The sequence below is a fragment of the Colwellia aquaemaris genome (genome assembly GCF_057548755.1).
The window spans coordinates 463,806-489,727 of sequence record NZ_BAAJLV010000002.1; the positions used below are offsets into that span (position 1 = coordinate 463,806).

Below are 25,922 nucleotides of genomic sequence, written 5' to 3' on the forward strand. Positions count from 1 at the left end.
AACAATGCTTATTTATACAATGATGGGTCGTCTTCGTTAGGTCTGGTTTTAAAACGACGGTGCAGCCACATATATTGCTCGGGCTTCACCATAATGGCTTTTTCAAGTTCTTGATTAACTCTTAGAACATCGGCAGTATCATCACCCGTTGGAAAGTTTTCCAACATAGGTTTTATTTCTAATGTGTAGCCACTACCGTCTTCGTTGCGGGTTGGAATTAACATATGGGTTTGGGTGTTTTTTTGCCTTGCAAATATTAATGTACCCGTTGTTGAAGCAGCTTCTGGTACGGCAAAAAACGGCACAAAAACACTACGATTTCGGCCGTAATCTTGATCGGGCAAATAAACACAGGCTTCACCATCGTGTAATGCTCGAATTAGTCCTTTAACATCACGCTTGCCCAGCATATATTTATTTGAACGGCCACGACCTCTAAATTGGAAGTATTCCATCAGTTGATTATTGTGAGGGCGATAAAATACAACCATAGGGTGGCCATAGCCAATGCCACGACAGTTAATTTCAACACTCAAGTAGTGCATAGCGAGCAATAAGATGCCTTTGCCTTCTTGTTGGGCTTTTTCGATGTGTTCTAAACCAATAACTTTTGTTTTACGTTTTACTCGCCAATTTGGCCACCACCAACCCATGCCAGTTTCAAGTAGGGCAATACCCGTGTTTTCGAAATTACGCTTAAGCATAGTCTCGCGCTCAGCGTTAGGCATATCAGGAAAACATAACTCTAAATTTCTTAGTGCCACTTTCTTACGACTTGAGCCTAGTTTGTACAACAAACGGCCTATCATTTTGCCAAGAAATAGTTGAAAACGATAAGGAAGCCAAGAAATGCTGTAGAGGATAAATACCCCAAGCCAAGTGAGCCAATACTTAGGTAACAGGAAAGATATTTTAAAATTTGGTTGTAAAACTTTATTTTTACTCACGGGATGATTTCAACTCATTGAATTGCTTGTGATACAATATTGCTTATTATATCTGTTATAGGGCCTAGGATGAAAGTAGATATTCCCGCTTTTGAAAAAGCGCGTGTTTTAGTGGTTGGCGATATCATGTTAGATCGTTATTGGTATGGGCCTACACAGCGTATTTCTCCAGAAGCGCCGGTACCTGTTGTTAAAATTCAACAGGATGAAGATAGACCAGGTGGTGCGGCAAACGTAGCGCTAAACATTGCCTCATTAAACGGCCAAGTGACTTTAGCTGGTATTACCGGGGAAGATGAAGCAGCTAAAACCTTAGCTAGTCATCTATCGGCAATGAATATTGATTGTCAGTTTTTACAATCACCGTCGCATCCAACAATTACCAAGTTACGGGTAATGAGTCGTAATCAACAATTATTACGCTTAGATTTTGAAGAATCTTTTGCCGATGCTGATAAACAGCCTTTACTTGAGCGCACTAAAGCCTTAGTTGCAGAGCATGATTTGTTACTTTTATCTGATTACGATAAAGGTACGTTGTCAGAAGTGCAGGCGCTAATACAAGTGGCAAAAGCGGAAAATGTTCCAGTGTTGGTTGACCCGAAAGGTACCGACTTTTCACGTTATCGTGGCGCAACATTAATTACACCTAATTTGTCGGAGTTTGAAGCTGTTGTTGGCCCTTGTAAAACTGAAGCTGAAATTGTCAGTAAAGGCCAAGCTTTGCTAAAAGAGTTAAATTTAACGGCTATGCTAGTTACTCGTAGTGAACAAGGTATGACGTTATTACGACATGATCATGAAGAGTTTCATTTACCAACACAAGCACGCGAAGTATATGATGTTACGGGGGCCGGTGATACTGTTATTGCCACTTTAGCACTAGCAATTGCCGCAGATGCCGAGTTTACTCAAGCCAGTGCTCTAGCAAATATTGCAGCAGGTATTGTTGTTGGTAAATTGGGTACCTCGACAGTAAGTGAAACTGAGTTAAATGCCGAGTTGAGCTCAGGGCAAGAAAGCGGCTTTGGCGTGATGTCCGAAGAGCAGTTAAAAATTGCTGTTGAGCTTGCACAAGCTCGTGGTGAGAATATTGTAATGACTAATGGCTGTTTTGATATTCTACATGCTGGCCATGTTTCTTATTTAAATAATGCTAAGACTCTAGGAAGTCGTTTAATTGTAGCAGTCAATGATGATGCCTCAGTTACAAGGTTAAAAGGACCTGGTCGCCCGGTAAACCCTGTTGATAGAAGAATGGCAGTACTTGCAGGTTTAGGCGCGGTTGATTGGGTAGTACCATTTAGTGAAGATACGCCGCAACGTTTAATTGCGAATATTTTGCCAAATATTTTGGTGAAAGGTGGTGACTATAAAGTTGAAGACATTGCCGGTGGTAAGGAAGTTATCGCTGCAGGTGGAGAAGTAAAAGTACTGAACTTTGAAGATGGTATTTCTACCACCAAAATTATCAATACCATAAAGCAAGAATAAATGATTAAGAAATAGTTAAGCAATAAAAAAGCCGCGAAAGCGGCTTTTTTGTGTTCAGAATTAACACTATGGCATAGTGCCCAAAATTGCAAAAAATTAACGGCGTTTAAGCTCTAATAGTTTATTGATTTTAAGGCAATGCTGCTTATTTCGCGGCCATTAAACCCTTGTTAATATCTTCAAGATCTTTATCCGTAATTGTACCGCCAGCACGTTTAAGTGCTAATACGTTTTGAATATAAGTATAGCGTGTTGAAGATAAGTTTCTTTTAGCGTTGTATAAATTACGTGTGCTGTTCAATACATCAACAATGGTACGTGTACCTACTTCAAAACCTGCTTCAGTCGCTTTTAAAGCGCTTTCAGCACTTACTACTGATTGCTCCAAAGATTTAATTGCTGAAACAGCGGCAATAACTGTGTTGTAGGCATTACGGGTATTACGTACAACATTACGATGTGACTGTTCCATATTTTGGCTAGCCACCACATAGTTGCTTTGTGCTTGGCGAACACTACTAGAAATTGCACCACCAGAATAAATTGGTACCGTTAACGTTACACCAATTGAATGGCTATCAAGTGCAGGTGAGTTAATACTATTTACATCAGTATCTGAAGAACTAATGCTGCCATTCAAATCTAATGATGGGTAGTGACCTGCCTTGGCGATATTAATATTTTCTTTAGCAATGTCTACATTGATTTTCTGTGCAATTAAATCTAAGTTTTTCGCTTCAGCGGTTTGCTGCCACTCATTCGCACTATCAGGTGATGGACGAGAAGTTCCGAAACGCTCAGTATTTAAAATGTTTAAATCGCGTGGATAAACGTTAGTAATAACACGTAGCGCTTCTTCAGCGTTAAATACATTATTTTCTGCTCGAATTTCGTCAGTTACGGCGTTGTCATATTGTGCTTGCGCTTCATGAACGTCCGTAATGGCAGTTAAGCCAACTGAAAAACGCTGTTTTGTTTGCTCTAATTGACGTTCAATAGCTGCTTTTTCCGCAACAGAGAACTCAAGGTCATCTTTGGCACTTAGTACATTAAAGTATGCTTCAGTCACACGAACAATTAAGTCTTGCTTCGCCACTTGGTATGCAATATCACTTTGGTGTGCAAGCTTTTTCGCGTTGTCTAAGCGCAACCAAGTTGAATGACGGTATATTTCCATACTAAGATTTGCACCGTAAGTGAAATCTTCAGAATCAAGCGTCATTATTTGGCCTGCATCATTTAATCGCTCGCTTTCACCATCGGTAAATGAAACCGAACCACTCAATTGTGGTAATAAAGTTGCACGAGCTTGATCTATGCCTTCTTTTGTCGCTAAATACTGAGCGTGTGCTCCAAGAACTACTGGATCATTCGCTTGCGCTTGTTGGTATACTGATAATAAATCTTCGGCATTAGCTAAAGAGCTACTTGCAGCACAGGCAAGGCCAATAAATAATGCTGTTATTGTTTTTCTCATGTTGGAGCGATCCCTTTAATTTTGAACTTGGTATTATTTTTCTAATTGTAACTATCTTAACGTGATTAGGGAATTAGCTAAATAAAATAAGTGTTTACCGAAGTATTCTAGTGTAACAAAATGTTAAGTGCTAGTGTTGCATACAAAACAGGCGATAATTTTATAATCTCAACCGGAACTTAGCGATGAAACAATTGAAAGAACCACTTTTACAATTTAATGTTAACGATGTGGAAATTGTTAATAAAACTCGTAAATACCAAGGTTTTTTTGCTTTAGACGAGTATCAATTTCGTCATAAACTTTATCGTGGCGGCTATAGTGAGGTATTGACACGTGAAGTTTTTGAACGTGGAGATGCCGTTGCTGTTTTACCTTACGACCCTGTGACTGATTCGATTGTATTGATTGAGCAATTTCGCCCAGGCGCTTTAAAATCTGAATGTGGACCGTGGCAGTTAGAGCTGATCGCCGGTATGTTTGACGCTGATGAACAACCTGTAGAAGTGGCTATACGAGAAGCAAAGGAAGAAGCTAACTTAACCATTTTGCCAAATAACATAATGAAAGTGATGACTTATTTGTCGAGTTCTGGTGGTATGAGTGAGGCTATTTATCTTTATTGCGCCAGTGTTGACAGCACTAACCTGTCAGGGGTTCACGGCTTAGACGCTGAAGGTGAAGATATTTTGGTTCACGTTATGCCTCGTCAAGACGCCTTAACATTATTAAGGCATGGAAAAATACCCAATGCTGCCACCATTATTGCGTTACAATGGTTAGAACTCAATATTACGAAATTTAGAAAAAATTAAATTAATATGTCTGCTGCTTTAAAGAAATACCGACCTCATTTGCCAACATTAATGTCACTATGTGATGTTAACTATATGCTGTTGTTGAGAATTCTTGCCGATAAAGAGCAAGTGGGCGAAGAGCGTTATTTTTTTATTTCTGATTTTCTTAGTTATCGAGTGAGTGTTAACGAGGTGACCCGCTATACAAGCCTGATCACAATTAACCAAGAAGCAAATATCAATGGTTATAATTTGTCGGCGCTATTTCGGCCTAAAATGGTGATTCGTTTGTATCATGATGCTCGTATGGCTGAAGTAATAAGTAATCAAGATGTACAGCAAGTCAAACCTCGTTATGACTATCCTAACGACAAAATGCACTTACCTGATGAAAAACAGCAAATTAATTATTTTTTAAAAGAATGGTTACAGTTGTGCTTGCATCTAGGTCAAACTCATGTGCCAGACATTGTAAATAAATAATCTTATGGCAGAAGATTTTATCCTCGTACAAATTAGTGATAGTCACTTATTTGGTGATACTAATGGTTTACATCATGGCAGTAATGTTTATCAAAACTTAGTCGCGGTTTTAAAAAGAATTAAACAATTGCCTCAAGTTGATATTTTGGTTTTTACGGGCGATCTTACGCAAGATCATAGTGAAGAATCATATCAACTTTTTGTTCAAGCCTTTAACGAGAGTGGGATAGTAACGCCCGTTTATTATGTGCCAGGAAATCATGACGAGCCTAAGCTTTTAAAACGTTTTCTAGCTGCGGCTCCTTTTTGTCAAACAAGTGTTATTGAAACTAGTGCGTGGCAAATACTTTTACTTGATAGCAAAAGTGCAACGCCAGCGGGCAAGGTAAGTAACCAGCAACTACAAAATATTGAACAAAAAATTGATAGTAGTAAAGCGCAGTTAATCTTGATGCATCATCATCCGGTAGACGTTGGTTATTTTATTGATCGACATGGCTTAGAGAGTAAAGTGAGTTTTCAGAATTTTGTCGAAGCCAATCCGTCAATCCATGCTATTGGCTGTGGACATGTTCATCAAGCACTGTCATTACCAATTGTGACCAAGGATAAAACCATTCCATTATATACTTGTCCGGCAACTTCAATTCAATTTGATAAAAGTTGCGAAACGGTTGCTAACAATGGCCAAGGACCAGGTTTTCGTTGTTTTACATTGAAAGAAAATAAGCAAGTTTCTACAGAAGTTTTCTTTATTTAAGAGCTAAGGAGTGATTTATTAGTGAAAAATTTATTATATATTCATGGTTTTAATTCATCGCCACAGTCAATGAAAGCGCAATTAACTGTTCACTATTTCCAGCAGCATCATCCAGAAATAAAGGTTTTCTGTCCGCAACTATTATCGTCCCCGAACGCTGCTATTGCGCAATTAATGGAGATCATAGAAAGTAACCCACAAGCTGAGTGGCTAATTATGGGGTCTTCGCTTGGCGGATACTTTTCAACTTACTTGTCTGAGAAGTACCAAGCTAAGGCTATTCTTATTAACCCTGCCGTTAAACCCTATGAATTATTAAATAATTTTCTTGGTGAGCAGTTAAATCCATACACTAATGAGTGCTATCAAGTAAAAGAACAGCACATAGTTGATTTAGAATTACTCAAGCAGGAAGAAATTACTAAAAAAAATTACTTGGTCATGGTACAAACTGGTGATGAAGTGTTAGATTACCAACAAGCCGTTGAAAAATACCAGCATTGCCAATTGGTGGTGCAAGAAGGAGGGGATCATAGTTTTGTTAATTACCAAGCTATGCTACCTCACGTTTCTGTATTTTTTAATTTAAATTGAAATAGCGTAAATTAGAACAGTTACATGAGCGAACAATATAATTCTGACTCCATTGAAGTTCTCAGTGGCCTAGATCCGGTGCGTCATCGACCGGGAATGTATACCGATACCAACCGTCCTAATCATTTAGGTCAAGAAGTTATTGATAACTCTGTTGATGAAGCATTGGCAGGTCATGCACAAAATATTACCGTCATTCTGGATAAAGACCAATCGTTAGAGGTTATTGATGACGGTCGGGGCATGCCAATTGATATACACCCAGAAGAAGGGGTATCAGGTGTTGAGCTGATTTTTTGTAAACTACATGCCGGCGGTAAATTTTCCAATAAAAACTATCAGTTTTCAGGTGGTTTGCACGGTGTTGGTATTTCAGTGGTCAATGCATTGTCAACCCGAGTTGATGTTGCGGTTCGACGTGACAGTAAAGTGTATGAAATGGCTTTTGAGAATGGCCATAAAGTTGAAGAACTGCGAGAAACAGGCACAGTTGGCCGTCGAAATACCGGCACACGAGTTAAGTTTTGGCCTGATGCAAGTTACTTTGACTCTGCCAAGTTTTCGGCTCGTCGCTTAGCACATTTGTTGAAAGCAAAAGCAGTGCTTTGCCCAGGTCTAACCATAAAATTTCATGACAAAAGTGAAGATAAAAAATATCAATGGTGCTACGAAGATGGCTTAGTTGATTATTTGAAAGAGTCAGTTAAAGAGTTAGTTAGCTTACCGGAAGAGCCTTTTGTTGGCAGCTTTACATCGCAACATGAAGCCGCAGATTGGGCGGTTACTTGGCTACCTGAAGGTGGTGAATCTGTTGGAGAAAGTTACGTAAACTTGATACCAACAGTGCAAGGTGGAACCCATGTTAATGGTTTACGCCAAGGTTTGCTTGAGTCAATGCGTGAGTTCTGTGAGTTTCGTAATTTAGTGCCGCGTGGTGTGAAACTAACGCCTGATGATATTTGGGATAAATGCTCTTATATCTTGTCAGTCAAAATGGAAGACCCACAGTTCGCAGGACAAACCAAAGAACGTTTATCTTCTCGTCAATGTGCTGCTTTTGTCACAGGCGTAGTTAAAGATTCGTTTAGTTTGTGGCTAAATGAGCATACTGAAATTGCCGAGGCACTTGCTGAATTTTGTATTGCTAATGCTCAGCGACGTTTGCGAGCAAGTAAAAAGATTATTCGTAAAAAAGTAACGCAAGGGCCAGCGTTGCCAGGTAAGTTGACAGACTGTGGTAGCCAAGATATCGAGCGCACTGAGTTGTTTTTAGTTGAGGGTGACTCAGCTGGTGGTAGTGCTAAACAAGCACGAGACCGTGAAGTGCAAGCGATTATGCCGTTGCGAGGAAAAATTTTAAATACATGGGAAGTTGAATCAGGGCAAATATTGGCTTCTCAAGAAGTACATGATATTTCTGTGGCATTAGGTATTGATCCAGACACAGAAGACTTATCTGGTTTACGTTACGGTAAAATATGTATTCTTGCTGATGCTGACTCTGATGGTTTGCACATTGCGACTTTATTGTGCGCCTTGTTTACGCAGCACTTTTTACCCTTGGTGCAAGCTGGTCATGTCTATGTCGCTATGCCGCCACTTTATCGTATTGATGTCGGTAAAGAAGTTTTTTATGCACTCGATGAAGGCGAAAAAGATGGCATTTTAGATCGTATTGAAGCCGAAAAGAAACGTGGCAAAGTGAATGTACAACGATTTAAAGGCCTAGGTGAAATGAACCCATTGCAACTACGGGAAACCACTATGGATCCAAACACTCGCCGTTTAGTGCAGTTAACGGTTGACGAACACAGTGAAACAATGGAACTTATGGATATGCTGCTTTCTAAAAAGCGCAGTGGCGACCGTAAAGAGTGGTTACAAGCAAAAGGTGATTTAGTAGAGTTAGAATAAAACTACTTGAGCTAGTGACAGGTGAGATTTCTTTATTTTCATCACTAGCTAGAACACTTTAATATAAAAGGTATAGACTTAAGCACTATACCTTTTTTGTTTCATTATAGGAGCCATTATGATTGAGCACCGTCATCTTCGTAGCATATGTCATGCCTCGATTGGTACTAATGATTTAGCTAAAGCAAAAGCCTTCTATACGTCAGTTTTGCAAACCTTGAATATTGCACTAGTTAGCGAGTATGAGCATGCCGTGGCTTATGGAAAAGGTTACCCTGAGTTTTGGTTACAACAACCTTTTAATAAAAAAGTAGCCAGTTGTGGCAATGGTGTTCATTTTGGTTTTGTCGCACTTAGTCGTACACAAGTTGATGAATTTTATGCAGCTGCTATTAAGGCCGGTGGTCAATGCAATGGCGCACCGGGAACCCGGCCAGAATATGGTGAACCATATTATGGTTGCTTTATTATTGATCTTGAAGGCAATAAGATTGAAGCAAGCTATTGGCAAATTTGAGAAAATAAAGTTTAGTTTATTCATTTTTTACTGAGTTTTATGGCATTTAAAGCTGATAAAAATAACAGTTTAATATTTATGCGAATTAGTTTTATACTGTATCGGGCGTTTGTTCGCCATTGTTGTTGGAGCGTAAAATTTGCTAAATGTATTTTTTAAATTAACTATTAAAAACTACAGCCGCATTCTCTTTCTTTTTTTGTTAATATCTTGTAAATCAATTGCTTTGCAGTCAGCTAACCAAAGTGATTTTGATGTCTTTTTGCAAAAAGCAGAACTTCTGATTGATAGTGACCCAAAGGCAGCATTGCAATTACTTAATTCATATCAGGGGGATGTAAAGTCTCAGCCAATTGTTAGCCAAGTGAATTTTTACCGTATTCAATCTGAGGCATATTCTGACCAAGCATTGTACCGATTTAGTAAAGCGTCAGCAGAAATTGGTTTAGAGCTCACTCAACAAATGAATAGCCCAAGTATCTTAATTGCGGAGCTTGCCTATACCAAAGGCTTCGCCATGGAAAGTTTGGGTGATCTAGACGGCGCCTTTCAGTTTTATCAAAATGGTTTAGATGTGGCGCGGTCAATGGATAACCAAGAGTTTATTGCACGTGGCATGATCAATATTGGTGCGACATATTATCTACAGAAAGAATACAAACAGTCGTTAATCATATTAAATAAGGCGCTTAAGATTGCCAACGAAATGAATGATGAAGCCTTAATGGGAGATATCACGAGTGAGCTTGGCATATTATATGGATATTTAGGCGAAGAGAATCAAGCGAATGAGTTTTTTCAGCAGTCTTACCAACATTTCAAAAATGCTGGAAAAGATAATTATGCGCTAAACAGTTTGCATAATGTTGCTATTAATCACGCCAATGAGAGTCGCTTTGAACAAGCAATTGAAGTATTTAGAGTTCTAGAAAGTGAAATTCAACCCAATACCAGTAATGAATTTATTGCTGGAATATATCGTAGCTTAGCTTGGGCATTACTTAACAAAGAAGATGCAGATACCGAAAATGCATACCGATATATTTTATTGGCAGGTGAATACGTTAAAGAGGTTGAACAGCATTTAGTTAAATTACAATACCTTATTGACAAAGCCTATATTTTGGAGGAAATGGGGCGTTTTCAGGAAGCTTTGCTAAACCTTGAAGAAGCTGAAGTATTGTTTGAGTATAAATCAAAAGATATTTACGATACTAGTGAAGTTAATATCTTGTACCTAAAGGCTAAACTTTATTATGGTTTAGGTCGTTATCAGGAAGCGTATAGCACGCAAGAGCAGTATTTTTTAAAAGCTATCGATTATAATGAATCTCGCGATACCTCCGAAATAGATGAATTACGATTACAGTATGAAAGTGAAACTGCCGCTCGACAAAAGCATATCTTGAAACAGAAACAGAGTTTGCAAAACTTCCAGTTGCAAAAACTCACTGAAGAAGCAAATAATCGTAAAATTTTAGCAGCGTTACTAGCCATTTGTTTACTTGTTTTAGCGTGGTTTTTACATCGAATTATTAAAGGCCAAAAAAAATTGCTTAAAGTGACACGCATAGATAGCTTAACCGGGATAATAAACCGCAGAAGACTATTGGAAATTGGCAACAATGGTTTTACTGAAGCTAGTGAGCAGCAGCAAGAATATAGTGTTTGTATGATTGATGTTGATTTCTTTAAAAAGATTAATGACAAATATGGCCATAAAATTGGTGATAGTACATTGCAAGAAATAGCAATATGTGGCCAGCAGCAAATGCGCGAAAGTGATACGTTTGGTCGTTTTGGCGGAGAAGAGTTTGTTGCTTTGCTACCAAATACCAGTCATTCGGAAGCATTTGACGTTGCACAGCGTATTCGAGAGCGTATTGAAAATGCAAAATGGCAAACACAAGAAGTTGAAAATTTAACCGTTAGTATTGGTATAGCAACATTTCATAAAGAAAATTACCCAGACTTTAGCAGCTTATTAAAAGCTGCAGACGCCCGACTTTTGCAAGCCAAAAGTGCCGGCCGCAATCAGGTGATTTGAAATGAATACTATTAGAATTTTTCTCGGTTGCTTGTTTATTACAGTGGTTAATAGCAAAGTGATGGCGAGCGATTTAGGTAACCAAGAGCAAGGTTTTAATACACCGAGTGCATCGTTAATTCAGAAAAAAGATAATGTTGCAGTGTTAGCGGTCAACGAAAAAATACTGTCATTAAAAAAACTTAGTGAACATAATACCCGTGCCGCGCAAATAGAGCTGCAGAAATTACTCCAGTCTGATTTGACGCTAAATCATGCCGAGTCTTATTTATTGCATATTATTCGCGCTAATATTGCCAATATTGTAGGACAAGAACATAAAGTTATTAATTGGCTTAATAAAGCCATTAAGCTTGAGTCATATATCGATGAAACACAGCTAAACTCGCCAGACTTTGCTAGTGCTTATTCGATACTTGCCAATGTATACAAACAGCAAGGATTACATAAAGAAGCATTTGATAATAAAAAGAAATATATCAAAAAGTTCTCAAGTCATTTAAAAGCGCAAAACAAAAACCGCTTAAAACGTTTAAATGATAAATATCAGATGGAAAAAAAGCGAGAAGAGAACCAATTGCTTAGTCAAAATGGTGAGTTAAAACGCTTCGAATTATTGCGAGCAGAATCGCAGCGGAATCAGCAAAATATTAATATAGGGTTGATTCTTGTTGTTACTGTTTTGTTTTTTATTCTCTTGTTACGTCAGTTTAAAATTCGCCGCCAATTAAAGATACTCGCGAAAAGTGATAGCTTAACGAAGTTAGCTAATCGCCGCGCTTTTTTTAAGTATGGTAATCGCTATATGGAAAACGCAGTATGTGAACAAAGCGAGTTGTGCGTATTGATGATAGATATTGACCACTTTAAGGCCGTTAATGATAATTTTGGTCATGATATTGGCGATAAAGTGATATGCATGATAGCTGACCTAGCAAGTGAAACCATGCGTTCGCGTGATGTACTTGCACGTATTGGTGGCGAAGAATTCGCTGCCATTTTACCAGATGCAAACCTTGATCAAGCACGCGCTATTGCTGAACGAATAAGAGAAAAAGCACAAAACAGTACTGTACCAGAATGTAAAGAAAGTGCTGTAACAGTGAGTATTGGCTTAGCGAGTATTCGTAATGCTAAAGAAAGTTTCGACCAATTACTACATGTTGCCGATTTAGCCATGTATCAGGCTAAAGAAAAAGGCCGAAATTGTGTATATAGCAACTCATCGACCGATAGCAAATAGTTTCATTTCCTCTACTAGGACAATAATATCGTGGGAAAGTATTTTTTCCTTGTCCATAATCAGCTAAGCTAGCCATAGAGCAACCATAACAACAAAAATTAGATTAATTACTAGCCGTTAATCACACTTTTAGGAACAACACTTCATGTCAGATGCAATCGACTTTAGTTTAGACGGTATTGAACAGCGCCCTTTAAAGCAGTTTACTGAAGAAGCTTATTTAAATTACTCGATGTACGTCATAATGGATCGTGCTTTACCTCATATAGGTGACGGGTTAAAACCGGTTCAGCGTCGAATTGTTTATGCAATGTCTGAATTAGGCTTGTCGGCGGTTGCTAAGTATAAGAAGTCAGCACGTACAGTCGGTGATGTGCTAGGTAAGTTTCATCCACACGGCGATTCGGCATGTTATGAAGCTATGGTGCTAATGGCGCAGCCTTTTTCTTATCGCTACCCATTGGTTGACGGTCAAGGTAACTGGGGTGCACCTGACGATCCTAAGTCATTTGCTGCTATGCGTTATACCGAAGCACGATTATCGCGATTTAGTGAAGTATTATTATCTGAGTTAGGTCAAGGTACGGTTGATTGGACGCCAAATTTTGATGGCACCATGAAAGAGCCAAAAAATCTACCGGCACGCTTACCACATATTTTGTTAAATGGTATCACTGGCATAGCTGTTGGTATGGCAACGGATATTCCTCCACATAATGTTAGAGAAGTCGCACAAGCATGTGTGCACTTAATTGAACAACCAAAAGCCGAGCTGGCTGATATTCTTGACATTGTACAAGGACCTGACTACCCAACAGATGCAGAAATTATTACCCCTAAGGCGGATATTGAAAAAATATATCGCACCGGCCGTGGTAGTATCAAAATGCGGGCTGTGTATGAGCAGTTACATGGCGAAATCGTCATTACCGCTTTGCCACATCAAGCTTCTGGCGGTAAAATTTTAGAGCAAATCGCCAATCAAATGCAGGCAAAGAAACTGCCAATGGTTGTTGATTTACGTGATGAGTCTGATCATGAAAACCCGATTCGCTTAGTTGTAGTACCTAGGTCAAATCGTGTCGACATCGAGCAACTGATGCAACATTTGTTTGCCACCACAGATCTAGAAAAGAATTTTCGCGTTAACTTAAACATGATCGGCTTAGACAATAAGCCAGCGGTTAAAGACATAAAATCGATATTGAGTGAGTGGCTAACGTTTAGACGCGAAACGGTTCGCCGTCGTTTGCAATACCGTTTAGACAAAGTGCTAGCACGCTTGCATATTTTAGATGGCTTATTAGTTGCGTATTTAAATATTGATGAAGTTATAGAAATTATTAGAAATTTTGATAACCCGAAAGCTGAATTAATGTCGCGCTTTGAGTTATCAGAACGACAAGCAGAATCAATTTTAGAGATTAAACTTCGTCAACTTGCCAAACTTGAAGAAATTAAAATTAGAGCTGAGCAAGACGAGCTAAATAAAGAACGTGAATACCTAGAAAAAACGCTAAACTCAAAAGCTCGCATGAATACCTTGCTAAAGAAAGAAATTCTTGAAGCTTCTGAAAAGTACGGTGATGATCGCCGTTCAGTGCTGGTGGAGCGTAATGAAGCAAAAGCATTGTCTGAGAAAGATTTAATGCCAAGCGAAGCGGTTACTGTTGTGGTTTCAGAAAAAGGTTGGGCACGTTGTGCTAAAGGGCACGACATAGATGCGAAAGCGTTAAATTATAAGTCGGGTGACGATTACTTATGTGATGCCCGTGGTCGCAGTAATCGGCCGGTGGTTTTTATTGACTCTTCCGGCCGCTCTTATGCGACAGATGCCCATAGTTTGCCAACGGCACGTAGCCAAGGTGAGCCATTAACAGGACGCTTTAACTTAGCCAGCGGTGAGAACTTTGAAAAAGTTGTCATGGCAGAAGATGAGCAAAAATATCTGTTAAGCAGTGATGCTGGTTATGGTTTTGTTGGTAGTTTTGCTGATATGGTCAGTCGAAATAAAAACGGTAAAGCATTATTAAGTTTGTCTGCCTCTGCAAAAGTTATGACCCCAAGACTTATCACTAACGTTGATGAAGAATTAGTACTGTCAATTACCTCTGAAGGACGCATGCTGGTGTTTCCGTTAAGAGACCTACCGGTATTAAGCAAAGGTAAAGGCAATAAAATCATTAATATTCCTGCCGCTCGTGCTAAGGCGCGCGAAGAGTTTGTTACTTTACTTGAAGTATTGTCGCCTGAAAGTGCAGTCACGCTACATGCAGGTAAGCGAAAACTTACCCTTAAAGCCAGCGATATAGAACATTATCGAGGTGAACGTGGCCGTCGAGGTAACAAACTACCGCGTGGTTTACAACGTGTCGATCGCGTAGAAATTGAAATGGCCACCGCCAAAGCTGATGAAACTAGCGAAGCCTAATACTGGGCAATTACACAGCCCTTTTAATCAATATTAGGGCTGTATTTTTATCATTATGCTACTTTTCTTTGTGTGTCTTTATCTTATATAAATAATTAAGAAAGTCATAAAACTGTCATAAAACTTGCCTAGAATTATTTTAACTAGGAGAGTTATGTGACCGTTAATATAAAAAAAATCATTGAAGATAAAGCCGTTAATACTGTTTTTCAGCCAATATTTAATATACAAACCCAAGATATTACAGGCTATGAAGCACTAACGCGTGGCCCGAAAAACAGCCCGTTATACTCTCCTGATATTTTGTTTGAAAAAGCAACTCAGGCTGGGTTACTTTCGGAATTGGAAATACTCTGCCGAGACAAAGCGATTAAACGTTTTTCCGAATTAAAATTAAGTGGTAAGTTATTTCTTAATATTAGTCCACTTGTGTTATTAAATAAGAATCACCCTCAAGGCGAAACCATTAAATTTGTTGAGCAAGCAGGACTTAATTGCCAGCAAATTGTTATTGAGTTAAGTGAAAAGTATCCGCTGCCTAATAACGACATGCTACGTCAGGCATTGGCTAAGTATCGTCAATTTGGTTTTAATGTCGCAATAGATGATTTAGGAGCTGGCTACTCAGGTTTAAAGCTTTGGAGTCAACTATTACCAAATATTGTTAAAATTGACCGGTATTTTGTTGAGAGCTGTCACCAAGACTGTTTTAAGCAAAAGTTTTTGCAAGCCATTTTTGAACTTGCTTGTGCCGCGGAAGCAGAAATTGTTGTGGAAGGTATTGAGTGCCTAGAGGAATTTAAGTTACTTAAAAAGCTTGGCATGGTGCATGCCCAAGGTTTTTACTTAGCAACGCCAGAATTAGAGCCTGTAAGAGAATATCCTGAGCATTTAATTGTTCAGCATTGGCAAAACCTTAAAGCACAGTAAAGGCCATTTATTGTGCTTCTTGGAGTTGTGTAATGAGGCGAGAAAGTTGTGTGATTTTTATATTCGACAACTGTCGATAATCGAAATAGGGGGATATGATCAGTTGCTGCTCTTGGTTAATAGCAAAATCATTACTGAGCCAATGACACTCTTTTACTAAACCAAGTTGCTCGGCATAGCCTTTACCCAAAATAATGTGAACTTTATTTGACTGGGCATTTGAAAACTGTGGCTTTGAAAACAATAAGCAGTGTTTTGTTTCTTGCAAGAGCTGTTCATCACGTAACGATTGCCAATTTGTAAACTTATCGGGTGCAAGTTCAAACATTAATTTCGCGTAAACGTTGAATATTTTTCGCCAATGATTACCTGTTTCATTACCAATATGGGCTATTTCTCCAATAGTGACTTTTTTGAGGCTGGATAATTCTTGGTAGCTTGCAATAGGAGGGCGATTTTTAATATAAAAATATAGGGTTGCGTGTTCGCTTCCTAGGCCAACTAAGTTTTGATTCATGGTGTTTTTCCAATAAAAAACCCGGCTACTACCGGGTTTTAGTCGTTTTGCTTAGCGCCGAGCTAGTTAAAACTCTTCCAACATATATTCTAAAGAGTCATCAAAAGTTCTGAGATCTTTTTCAAGTTGAAATTTTTCTTTCAGTTGTTCAATTTCACGCCATTTTCTTTTTTTATTATTACTAGAACTTGATTTAGGTTGTCCTGCTAAAGAGTCCAACACTTTTTGAAGTTTTGCCATGGTATGCTCCTTTTTTCTACAACTGCACCTTTTAAATACCATAGTTACATGAAAAATAGAAACACTTTTTTGCATTTATGTTACAAAAACCTCAAATTATGCAAATCCGATCTTAAAAAAATGTTAACCGGTATTTAAAGCATGGCAAGTAACTGTTGCTCTAATTTTTCTTGGTCAATGGCAAAGTTACGAATTCCTTCAGCAAGTTTTTCTGTTGCCATGGCATCTTGGTTCATTAGCCATCTAAATTTCGCTTCTGTTAATTGCGCTTCTTCTGCGATTGCCGGTTGTTCAGAAAATAATTTTTGCTTAACTACTTGCTCTGAGTTTGCTAATTCATCCATTAAGTTTGGACTAATGGTTAATCGATCACAGCCGGCTAATTCTAGTATTTCACCAGTATTGCGGAAGCTTGCCCCCATAACCACGGTTTTATAACCTTTTGCTTTGTAATAGTTATAAATACTGCTGACTGAAATTACCCCTGGATCTTCAGCGGCTAAATAGTCACTCTTGCCGGTAGCCTTTTTATGCCAGTCAAGGATGCGACCAACAAATGGTGAGATTAAATAAATATTAGCCTCTGCACACGCTTGAGCTTGGGCAAAATTAAATAGTAAGGTTAAGTTACAGTTAATACCTTCTTTTTCTAGCTGCTCAGCGGCTTTTATACCTTCCCAAGTTGAGGCTACTTTAATTAAAATTCGGTCATTACTGATGCCGGCTTCATTGTACATGGCAATTAGTTTTTTACCTTTGGCAATTGACGCTTGGGTATCAAATGATAAACGAGCATCTACCTCTGTCGAAATTCTTCCCGGAATTATTTTTAAAATTTCTAAACCAATTAATACTGAGAGCTTATCAGCCGCATCTATAACTTGCTGCTCGGTATCATTTGATTGTGATTTCGCCCATTCAACTGATGCTGCCAGCAAATGCTGGTAATTTGCTAGCGATGCTGCTTTTAATAGTAATGACGGATTAGTCGTTGCGTCTTGAGGTTGAAACTTGGCAATTGCTTCAATATCACCGGTATCGGCAACAACTGTGGTCATTGCTTTTAGTTGAGAAAGTTGATCTGTCATAACATGTCCCTTGAATAAAATAATGGAATCAAATGAATTTTCGAGTACGTTTTGGTGAAATATTACAACGTTTTTCGAGCAAAATAGATGAAATTGCTAGGTATCTGTCTTATTCATGTGTATTTGTATCAAATTTTCATAAATTAGCAAGTCAGATTATGGAATATCTTAGAGGAAATCAGACATATTTTTATTAGTTATGCATTCTGGTATTAATAAACTCTCATTAAGGCGATTATATTCACTTTTGCTTATGTTATAGTGACAAAAAATTATTTTAAATTAAAGAGTAAATCAGCCATGTTACTTGTTGTTTCTCCCGCGAAAAACCTCGATTATGATTCCCCCTTAGCGACAGAGAAATTTTCTCAACCTGAGTTGCTTGAGCACAGTAAAGTGCTGATAAAGCAATGCAAAAAGTTATCCCCAGCAGATATTAGTTCCTTAATGGGAATAAGTGATAAGTTGGCAGGCCTTAATGCCGCGCGTTTTGGACAGTGGTCAACGCCGTTTACAGTTGATAATGCAAGGCAAGCTGTATTGGCATTTAATGGTGATGTTTATGCTGGTTTAGACGCTAAATCTTTTAGTGAAGAAAACTTTGCTTTTGCTCAACAGCACATGAGAATTTTGTCTGGCTTGTACGGTTTATTAAAACCGTTAGATTTGATGCAAGCGTACCGCTTAGAAATGGGAAAAAAGCTAGAAAATGAACGCGGTAGTAATTTGTATCAATTTTGGGGCGACATTATCACTGAAAAATTAAATACAGCAATTGCTGAACAAGGTGACGATATTTTAATTAACTTAGCGTCTAACGAATATTTTAAGTCAGTGCAGAAAAAGTCATTAAAAGCAGAGGTAATTACACCGGCATTTAAAGATTGGAAAAATGGCCAATATAAAATGATCAGCTTTTTTGCTAAAAAAGCGCGGGGTTTAATGGCACGTTATATTATTGAAAATGAAATTACTGAGCTTGAGCAACTAAAAGCATTTGATGTTGCAGGTTATCAATATTCAAAAGAGTTTAGTAAAGGTAATGATTGGGTATTTACCCGCAAAGAATCATAACTTATAACTATTTAAATAGCCTTAGTGTTACTTAATAGCAGTAATGCTAAGGTTTGGTTTTCGGATGTTTTAGATTTTTGATACCAGCTTTTGTTCAGTTTTTTTGTCGCCCACCTTCACTAACCACTCTTAGCTTTCTTCGTAAAACCGTCTTTTTAAATGCGTTATTACCAGAGCTTTCGTTGCCTGGCTAAGTTTCTGCTACGCTTAAATTAAGAATATTTACTAGGGCTTAATTTTAATGTTTAAAAATACACTAACCAATACTCTGCTTGTGGTACTTTTAACACTAATACTATCGGCTTGTGCAACCATGGGGGAAGGAAGTAAAGCGGAGAAGCAGCAAGAAATTTTGCAAATGAAAGATGCGGTTTTGACTCAATTATTTGCTGATAAACCCGATACACGGTCACAATTAAACGCTGCTGCGGGTTATGCCGTATTTTCTAATGCTAATATTAATTTAATTTTCCTTGCCGCAGGCACAGGATATGGTGTGGTAAAGAATATGAAAACAAAGCAGCACACCTATATGAATATGGCCGAAGGTGGAGTAGGTTTGGGCTTTGGGGTAAAGGACTATCGTATTGTGATGGTCTTTCATAGTGAAGCTGCAATGCAAAACTTTATTAGCTCAGGCTGGACTTTTGGCGGTAATGCCGATGCCTCAGCCAAAGCAGGTAAGAAAGGTGGCTCAGTTGAAGGAGAAGCTTATTATGGCGATGTTACTGTATATACTTTCACTGAAAGTGGTTTAGCGCTACAGGCAACGATAAAAGGTACTAAGTTTTGGCGCGCTGATGCCTTAAATTAAAAGTTTATTGCTAATCCTGCGTAGAAGTAAGCACCATTGTAGCCAAATGGTGCCGCGCGACGAGAATATTTAAAAATGCCGTCACTTTCGACTACTGTATTACCCGCTTGGTCGATAATGGTTCCCGCTCTAGAGTTACCTATAATATTTTTGTCTGGATAAACATTAAATAGGTTATTGCTGCCAATATATAATTTGATATTTGATGCAAGTTGATGCTCGACTCGAATATCCGTTAGCCATTTTTCACCATAGGTTTGTTGCGCTCCATCGATAACCTTGTATTTACCAAAATGATTGAAGGTTAAATTAAACTGCCAGTTTTGATAGCGGTAATGAGAGTTGAAATTTATTCTACTTTCCGGTTGCCAGCTTTCAATAATAGCCACATCGTGTTTGGAAAAAATATCATCAACAGCGACATTACTTAAAGCGCTATTGTTTGGAGTAAATAAGCGCTCTACTTGAGTATTAGTATAGTTGGCAGCAAGGGTGATATTTAACTCGCCGTGTTCGGTCTTTGGTTGCCATGTTGCTATCACGTCTAGGCCTTGTGTTTTTGTATCTGCACCATTTAAAAATACTTGCGCTTTATCGACATTTTCAACAATGAGTAACTGGTCTAAACTTGTATTTAAGCCCATAGACAAACCACTACTTAACACTATACGGTCATCTATTTCGATATGATAATAGTCGAGTGTCAGTGTTATATTATTTTCAAAGTTGGCTATCGCACCGACACTAAAATTAGTTGACGTTTCTTCTTGTAGTTTAGGTATACCGATAGCCGTTGCCACTGCACTGTCATTTCGAAAGGTGGCAACTTTTTGGCTGATAAGCTTGTCGTCACTGTTAACCAGAAATTGGGTGCTAGTGTTATTGAAAAAAAGCTGCTGCATTGAAGGAGCTCGAAAGCCTGTATTAACAGCCGCCCGATAGGTGAGCCAGTCATTTTTTTGCCAATGCGCCGCAATTTTTAAGTTGGTTGAAGAGCCAAAACCGTCGTAATTATCAAACCTAGCAGCTGTGTTAATAAATAAATTTGATAGTAATTGCTGCTCAACCTCTACATACATTGAACGCACATTGCGGCTTTCATTAACTGTCGCTTTAGGCGCTATACCTGGAAATCCTTGAATCCCTTCAATAGCAGTATTTGTCGGGTTATTCGCCGCTACAATGTTATAGTTTCGATAGCTATATTCTTCTCCAGGCAAAACTTGATAATGGTCTTTTCTATACTCTATGCCAAGTGCAAGCGTTGTCCAGTCTAGATCTTTCCTGATATCTAGGTTTAAGGTTTGTAGTGAAAGATTTAAATCATAGGCGTGAGCATTTCTTGGCACATTGGCTCTAATATATGCTGGTTGTTTATTTTGTGAAGACAGTTGCTGGGCGTATGAGGCATTTAGCGAATTTTCTGTCCGATAGCTTATTTGGTTTTTTCCATAGGTATATGAAGCATCGAGAGCTATGCCGTTATCGAATTCAAAATTATAGCCTACATTTAATGAGTGATCGTCAATGGTCGATGCAATTTTAGGTAGATAGCCATCGATTAACGTTGCTTGGCCGTCTTGCAGTAGAGGGTTTGTTTGGGCATTTTTGGCTGTACGAAAAAATGCAGCTGAGGTGTTGTCCCGTGTTGAATATGTTGCAAAGCCATAAAGCTCGCCTACATCTGTGTTGTAGCCAGCATTGACTACCCAAGCTTGTTGTATGTATTTCGGGTTGCCCACCTGAAAGTTATCTCGCTTTGCTGTTAACTCTCTAGGGTTTGACGTGCTATAGATGGAGTTTTTTTCTTTTATGCATCCGTGATAGATACATGAACCGTGCAGGCCTGCACGATTAGTTGCTTGATGATCAGAAATACTCCCTGAAATATTGGCATAACCTTGCTCAAACAGTGAGATATTTTTCGAAAACTCTATTTGTTGGCTTGCTCCGTCGCCTTGGGAGTATTGTCCGTAGGATAATTCACTATAGTCAGTTTCAGTATCATCTTTAAGTACGATATTAATTACTCCGGCAATGGCGTCAGAGCCGTACTGGGCTGCTGCGCCGTCACGTAATATTTCTATACGTTTTATTGCCGCTAGTGGAATGGCATTTAAATCGGTACCTGCGGTGCCACGGCCAACAGAGTTATTAATATGAATTAAACTTGCTTGGTGTCGACGTTTGCCATTCACTAATACTAAGGTTTGATCTGGCCCTAAACCTCTTAATGTGGCGGGTTGTAATACATCACTGCCATCGCTAATTGCTGATTTTGAAAAGTTAAATGAAGGCGCGATAGCTTGTAGCATATTGCCAACATTAGTTTGGCCTGATTGCTTTAATTGTTTAAATGGTAAAATATCAACAGGTACAGGTAAATCAGTAATAGAACGACGAGCTGTTCGGCTACCAACTATGGCTATTTTTTCAATACTGTTAACTGGAACTGGCGTTTGACTACGGCTTTTTTGTGTATTTTCCTCGGGAATGCTTGCACTTTCATTTTGTGATGCTTGTGCTATGGCAATGACGTTATCCTTATTCTTAACAAGAACCAAGCCTGAATTTCTAAGTAATTTATTTAACGCAAAATCAACAGTGTAATAGCCTTTAACGGCATTAGTTTGAATGTTTTTAGTTATTTCAAATGGAAATAACACCGTGTGTTGGCTTTGCTGACCGAAATCAATTAACGCATGGTTTGCGTTTTGTGATGGGATATTGAAATAGATAAGATCAGCGGCTTTAGATGTTGTCGATAACAGTAATGTTGCTATTGTGAAGCAGGATAGCCAATTTTTACTTCCTTGATATAAGTTCTTAATTGTCTTTATCAAACTGAAATAAAAGGTGGTTGCTTTCAATGTTTAACGTTCCAATAAAGCGATTATTTTAATTTTTCAGGCTATGAACTCACTAACTTATTTTAGCCTAACATGAATTAAATAATATTAAGAGCGACTTAGTACAAAGGTGTTGCTATTAAGTTTATGATAGCTAATAGCAAAATTATAATTTAATGATTGTAGCAAGCCATTTATATCATCAGTTTTAAAGTATCCAGATACTTTTATGTTAGCCATATTATCCGCAATAGGAGCAAAATTTACCGCGTTATAACGTTGAATTTCAGCGAGTACTTGCGTTAATGGTTCACCATTGAAGATAAGCATACCTTGTTGCCAAGCAAGATCTTTTTCAATTTCTGATGCGCTTAGAGTCTGCACTTGCTTAATATTATGTTGGTGGATAGCGATTTTTTTACCAGCAGCGACTATATTATTTTTTTCTTTGTTAGTTAGTGAATCTAGGTTAGAACTAGTTATTGTTTTTAATAAAGTTGCACGCGGTGTGTTTACGTCGCTGACTAAAACTTTACCTTCTTCGACTAACAGTTCCATATCGCTATCATTGTAGCGCTGTACGTTATAAATAGTGCCTAGTGCTGTAAAAGACTTACCTCCCGAAATTACTGAGAACGGTCGATTTTTATCTTTAGCAACGTCAAACTTAGCTTCGCCACGAATTAAGGTTATTTTACGTTGCAGTTTGCTATAAGCTACTTCAATAACTGTGTTGGTATTTAATGTAACGGCACTACCATCAGTTAAGGTAATTTGTTTTTGTTGGCCGAATAAGGTTTTAAACGTTTGGTAGGCAAGTGGCTGAGAATGACTGTTATTAGGTGATTGCCAAAGTTTGTCAATCTCACTTACAAGGTTTACGGTTAGCATTGCAATGGCAAATATACTCGCAGCTAAACTTCCCTTCATTATGTAATCTCGACGAGAGTTTTTGTCGCTCGGGGCTTCAAATATGCCTTGTAGGTCATACTGGGTGCTGATATCGCCCCATAAGGTCGTCATTCTACGTAACGCACAATAGTGGGCTTTATCTTGATTAAGCCAGGCAATTAACTGTTGCTTTTCAGCGCTAGACATTCCTTTATCAAGGCGCGTTATCCAAAAGTTTGCTTGTTCTTGGACCGATTTTTTATCGTTTGACGTCTTGGTTATCATTTATTTTTTTATTTCTACAGCGGAGATTACAAATTAATACAGTTTTTCACTGGGATTTACTCTAAAGCAATTTTTATCAGTCTGCTATGGAAATTTGACTAAATTATATAAATAAATAACTTTATGCCTCTGTACTAACCTTTCAAAGCTTTAAAAGTCGCTTGTTGGGCGTAAATACTTTTTGCTAATGGTAAGTTATTTATTCCTGTACACCTTCTCGATATGCTTCCGATTTAATTCGTGCACTTTAACGACTAATAATTACAGTTTTTAAACATTAGTGAACATTAACGCAACGGTTATCTAATTATCGTCAAGTTACAATATTGCCATTAATTACAGGAGATATTTAGATGCAAAACCTTAACAAAATAACGAAAACATTATTCGCTGGTTCAATACTAAGCTTAATTGCAATGTCGCAAGCTATACATGCACAAGAGTGGCAGTTTACTACGGGGCTTGGTGTATATAGTGCTAATGAAGCATGGAAGGGAACTGATTCAAAACAAGGTTTAGCACCTATGTTGTCGGCAAAGTATGGTAATTGGCTTATTGGCCAAGATGGCATTGTTTCGTATAGCGTATTAAATGAAGAAGATTTCGGCTTAAGTGTTGGCGTAAATTATAGAAATGAAGGTTATGATACTGACAAGTTTATGGGCTCTGAATCATCTACTGATGAAGTTTTCAAAGGTTATAAATCACCAGAAGCCGACTTAACCGTTAAGGTTGAAGGTTATTGGCAGTTTGTTAATTTAAGTGTTGAACAAGATATTTCTGGCCATTCAAAAGGCTTAACCGCAGATCTAGGCATCGAAGTTCCTATTTTTAATATTGGCAAAGATTTTATGGTGCAAGCAGAGGCGACAGTACATTGGCAAAGTAGTGATTATGCAAATTACATTTACGGTGTTTCAGATACACAGGTGGATGTTAGTGTTGGTAGAACGGCATATACCGTAGGTTCAGCAACCAATTATAGTGTTGGATTATCGGCATTTTATCAGCTAAATACTGATTGGAATGTAATAGCGTCGGCACAATACACTAAACTCGATGATGCGATTGCCGATAGTCCATTAATTGGTGAGGATAAGGTAACAGGGATATTTATTGGCGCGAGCTACAGTTTCTAGTAGTAATACGCCTATTTGATTTAAAAGTCGTTAGATAACATTAAACCTTAGGTAAATTTAGGCTTAATGTTATCTGTGTAGCAAGTTTATTTTTTCTTGCGCTTAGCCTGTTTCTTTGCTTTTGCTTTTTTCTGTGCAGCAGTTTTTTTCACTTTTGCTTTTTTGATGGCAACACGTGCCTCTTTATTTTTTGGTCTTAGCTCTTCAATAACGCGACGCGGAAGACGTTCGTTAACGTAGCGCTCAATTTTGCCAACAACGGCCATATCATGCGCTTCAACTAATGAAATCGCCGTGCCTTTATTACCAGCACGGCCAGTTCGCCCAATACGGTGTAAATAAATATCAGCGGTGCGTGGCATATCAAAATTAATGACGTGAGTGATATCGTCGATATCTAAACCACGCGCGGCAACATCTGTTGCCACGAGCACATTGACGGTGCCATTACGTAAGCGCTCGACAGAGGTATTACGTTTGTCTTGCAGCATTTTTCCTTCTAACCAAACACAAGGCACGTCATCGCCGTAAAGTTTACCTGATAGGTATTGCACGGTTTCACGTTTATTGGCAAAAACAACAACACGCTCTAATTCTTCTTGCTTTAACAGGTTAAGTAACAATGCGATTTTATGTTCTTTATTATCAGCAAGGTGCAGCCATTGGTGAATTTTAGCTTTTTCTTTTCTTGACGGGTTTGCCTCTAAAAATGCTGGTTCATTGAGGATTTCGCGAGAAAACCTTAATACGGCTGAACCTTCAAGTGTTGCTGAGAACAACATAGTTTGCTTTCGCCAGCGTGCTTCTGCAACAATGCGATTGATAATCTCGGCAAAGCCCATATCCAGCATACGATCGGCTTCATCTAAAATTAACACTTCAATTTCCCGAGTATCAAACTGTTCCGTTTCGATGTACTCCATTAAACGGCCTGGTGTGGCAACTAAAATATCGGTATTTGTTGTTAAAATGTCTTTGTGACTGCCATAGTTTACGCCACCGGTAATAACGCCAGATTTAAGTTTAGTGTGCGCTGTTAACTTCTGACATTGCTCATGCGTTTGTATGGCCAATTCTCGTGTCGGTGACAAAATAAGCACACGAGGAAAGCCTGGCTTACTGCGCGGGTAGTCTAATAAATGTTGCGCAGCAGGTAGTATAAATGCGGCTGTTTTTCCTGTTCCTGTAGGCGCTGAAGCAAGTACGTCTTTACCTGTCATAGCAACGGGTAATACTAATTCTTGAATCGATGTAGGCTTTTTAAAACCGGCATTTTCAATACCGCCCAACAATGCGGAATCTAGGTCAAACTGAGTAAACATGTAATAATTTTCTTCAAAGGTAATTAGTTGCGGATTATAATGGCAAAATCCGATTTATCCTAAAGATCT

At 38.4% G+C, this 25,922-nt stretch carries 22 protein-coding genes; 14 read left to right on the forward strand and 8 right to left on the reverse strand.

The features are described 5' to 3' along the window. Positions 1-8 precede the first annotated feature (8 nt). Positions 9-947, reverse strand: coding sequence for an LpxL/LpxP family Kdo(2)-lipid IV(A) lauroyl/palmitoleoyl acyltransferase (lpxL, locus tag AC27HL_RS08365; RefSeq protein ID WP_487080517.1), 939 nt, complete (start codon positions 945-947; stop codon positions 9-11). 69 nt (positions 948-1,016) lie between these two features. On the opposite strand from lpxL, the gene hldE reads away from it, so the two are divergent. Then, positions 1,017-2,441, forward strand: a complete 1,425-nt coding sequence (gene hldE, locus AC27HL_RS08370) for a bifunctional D-glycero-beta-D-manno-heptose-7-phosphate kinase/D-glycero-beta-D-manno-heptose 1-phosphate adenylyltransferase HldE (protein ID WP_487080518.1) — start codon at positions 1,017-1,019, stop codon at positions 2,439-2,441. Between the two features lie 145 nt (positions 2,442-2,586). On the opposite strand, the gene tolC is transcribed toward hldE, so the two are convergent. Beyond that, positions 2,587-3,918: an outer membrane channel protein TolC gene (gene tolC, locus AC27HL_RS08375; protein ID WP_487080519.1), complete on the reverse strand. Its 1,332-nt coding sequence runs from the start codon at positions 3,916-3,918 to the stop codon at positions 2,587-2,589. A 185-nt stretch (positions 3,919-4,103) separates the two neighbouring features. Here tolC and AC27HL_RS08380 point away from each other — a divergent pair, with 185 nt between their 5' ends. The 10 genes from AC27HL_RS08380 to AC27HL_RS08425 all read left to right on the forward strand — a co-directional run bounded on the left by AC27HL_RS08380 (position 4,104) and on the right by AC27HL_RS08425 (position 15,634). Continuing rightward, positions 4,104-4,733, forward strand: a complete 630-nt coding sequence (locus AC27HL_RS08380; protein WP_487080520.1) for an NUDIX domain-containing protein — start codon at positions 4,104-4,106, stop codon at positions 4,731-4,733. A gap of 6 nt (positions 4,734-4,739) precedes the next feature. After that, positions 4,740-5,198 (forward strand): DUF1249 domain-containing protein, encoded by a 459-nt coding sequence (locus AC27HL_RS08385; RefSeq protein WP_487080521.1) that lies wholly within the window; start codon positions 4,740-4,742, stop codon positions 5,196-5,198. A 4-nt stretch (positions 5,199-5,202) separates the two neighbouring features. Further along, entirely contained in the window at positions 5,203-5,958 is a 756-nt protein-coding gene (locus tag AC27HL_RS08390; RefSeq protein WP_487080522.1) for a metallophosphoesterase, read from the forward strand. Between the two features lie 21 nt (positions 5,959-5,979). Next, positions 5,980-6,552, forward strand: coding sequence for a YqiA/YcfP family alpha/beta fold hydrolase (locus tag AC27HL_RS08395; protein WP_487080523.1), 573 nt, complete (start codon positions 5,980-5,982; stop codon positions 6,550-6,552). Between the two features lie 24 nt (positions 6,553-6,576). Then, the gene (gene parE / locus AC27HL_RS08400) at positions 6,577-8,466 is read left to right on the forward strand and encodes a DNA topoisomerase IV subunit B (protein WP_487080524.1); all 1,890 of its coding nucleotides are present in this window, start codon (positions 6,577-6,579) and stop codon (positions 8,464-8,466) included. A gap of 118 nt (positions 8,467-8,584) precedes the next feature. Further along, positions 8,585-8,983 carry a VOC family protein gene (locus AC27HL_RS08405; protein ID WP_487080525.1) on the forward strand — a complete coding sequence of 133 codons (399 nt, stop codon included), beginning with the start codon at positions 8,585-8,587 and terminating at the stop codon, positions 8,981-8,983. A 226-nt stretch (positions 8,984-9,209) separates the two neighbouring features. After that, positions 9,210-11,030, forward strand: a complete 1,821-nt coding sequence (locus AC27HL_RS08410; protein WP_487080526.1) for a diguanylate cyclase — start codon at positions 9,210-9,212, stop codon at positions 11,028-11,030. A gap of 1 nt (position 11,031) precedes the next feature. Further along, positions 11,032-12,273: a GGDEF domain-containing protein gene (locus tag AC27HL_RS08415; RefSeq protein WP_487080527.1), complete on the forward strand. Its 1,242-nt coding sequence runs from the start codon at positions 11,032-11,034 to the stop codon at positions 12,271-12,273. Between the two features lie 145 nt (positions 12,274-12,418). Continuing rightward, on the forward strand, positions 12,419-14,704 hold the full coding sequence (gene parC / locus AC27HL_RS08420; RefSeq protein ID WP_487080528.1) for a DNA topoisomerase IV subunit A: 2,286 nt from the start codon (positions 12,419-12,421) through the stop codon (positions 14,702-14,704). 156 nt (positions 14,705-14,860) lie between these two features. Next, entirely contained in the window at positions 14,861-15,634 is a 774-nt protein-coding gene (locus AC27HL_RS08425) for an EAL domain-containing protein (protein ID WP_487080529.1), read from the forward strand. Between the two features lie 7 nt (positions 15,635-15,641). Here AC27HL_RS08425 and AC27HL_RS08430 read toward each other — a convergent pair whose 3' ends face one another. The 3 genes from AC27HL_RS08430 to tal all read right to left on the reverse strand — a co-directional run bounded on the left by AC27HL_RS08430 (position 15,642) and on the right by tal (position 17,479). Then, positions 15,642-16,151 carry a DUF6942 family protein gene (locus AC27HL_RS08430; RefSeq protein ID WP_487080530.1) on the reverse strand — a complete coding sequence of 170 codons (510 nt, stop codon included), beginning with the start codon at positions 16,149-16,151 and terminating at the stop codon, positions 15,642-15,644. 66 nt (positions 16,152-16,217) lie between these two features. Continuing rightward, a complete protein-coding gene (locus tag AC27HL_RS08435) occupies positions 16,218-16,391 on the reverse strand; it encodes a DUF3545 family protein (protein WP_487080531.1) in 174 nt (57 codons plus the stop codon). Positions 16,392-16,525: 134 nt separating this feature from the next. Beyond that, positions 16,526-17,479 (reverse strand): transaldolase, encoded by a 954-nt coding sequence (gene tal / locus AC27HL_RS08440; RefSeq protein ID WP_487080532.1) that lies wholly within the window; start codon positions 17,477-17,479, stop codon positions 16,526-16,528. Positions 17,480-17,779: 300 nt separating this feature from the next. On the opposite strand from tal, the gene yaaA reads away from it, so the two are divergent. After that, complete coding sequence (gene yaaA / locus AC27HL_RS08445; protein ID WP_487080533.1) at positions 17,780-18,553, forward strand: peroxide stress protein YaaA; 774 nt, start codon at positions 17,780-17,782, stop codon at positions 18,551-18,553. A gap of 241 nt (positions 18,554-18,794) precedes the next feature. Beyond that, positions 18,795-19,367, forward strand: a complete 573-nt coding sequence (locus AC27HL_RS08450; protein ID WP_487080534.1) for a lipid-binding SYLF domain-containing protein — start codon at positions 18,795-18,797, stop codon at positions 19,365-19,367. On the opposite strand, the gene AC27HL_RS08455 is transcribed toward AC27HL_RS08450, so the two are convergent. Both AC27HL_RS08455 and AC27HL_RS08460 read right to left on the reverse strand, forming a co-directional pair. Then, entirely contained in the window at positions 19,364-22,237 is a 2,874-nt protein-coding gene (locus AC27HL_RS08455) for a TonB-dependent receptor domain-containing protein (RefSeq protein ID WP_487080535.1), read from the reverse strand. The two genes, AC27HL_RS08450 and AC27HL_RS08455, sit on opposite strands and share 4 nt — an antisense overlap. An 87-nt stretch (positions 22,238-22,324) precedes the next feature. Continuing rightward, positions 22,325-23,392, reverse strand: coding sequence for a FecR family protein (locus tag AC27HL_RS08460; RefSeq protein ID WP_487080536.1), 1,068 nt, complete (start codon positions 23,390-23,392; stop codon positions 22,325-22,327). A 353-nt stretch (positions 23,393-23,745) separates the two neighbouring features. Here AC27HL_RS08460 and AC27HL_RS08465 point away from each other — a divergent pair, with 353 nt between their 5' ends. After that, on the forward strand, positions 23,746-24,531 hold the full coding sequence (locus AC27HL_RS08465) for a MipA/OmpV family protein (RefSeq protein WP_487080537.1): 786 nt from the start codon (positions 23,746-23,748) through the stop codon (positions 24,529-24,531). A gap of 86 nt (positions 24,532-24,617) precedes the next feature. Here AC27HL_RS08465 and srmB read toward each other — a convergent pair whose 3' ends face one another. Further along, on the reverse strand, positions 24,618-25,853 hold the full coding sequence (srmB, locus tag AC27HL_RS08470; RefSeq protein ID WP_487080538.1) for an ATP-dependent RNA helicase SrmB: 1,236 nt from the start codon (positions 25,851-25,853) through the stop codon (positions 24,618-24,620). Between the last annotated feature and the right edge of the window lie 69 nt (positions 25,854-25,922).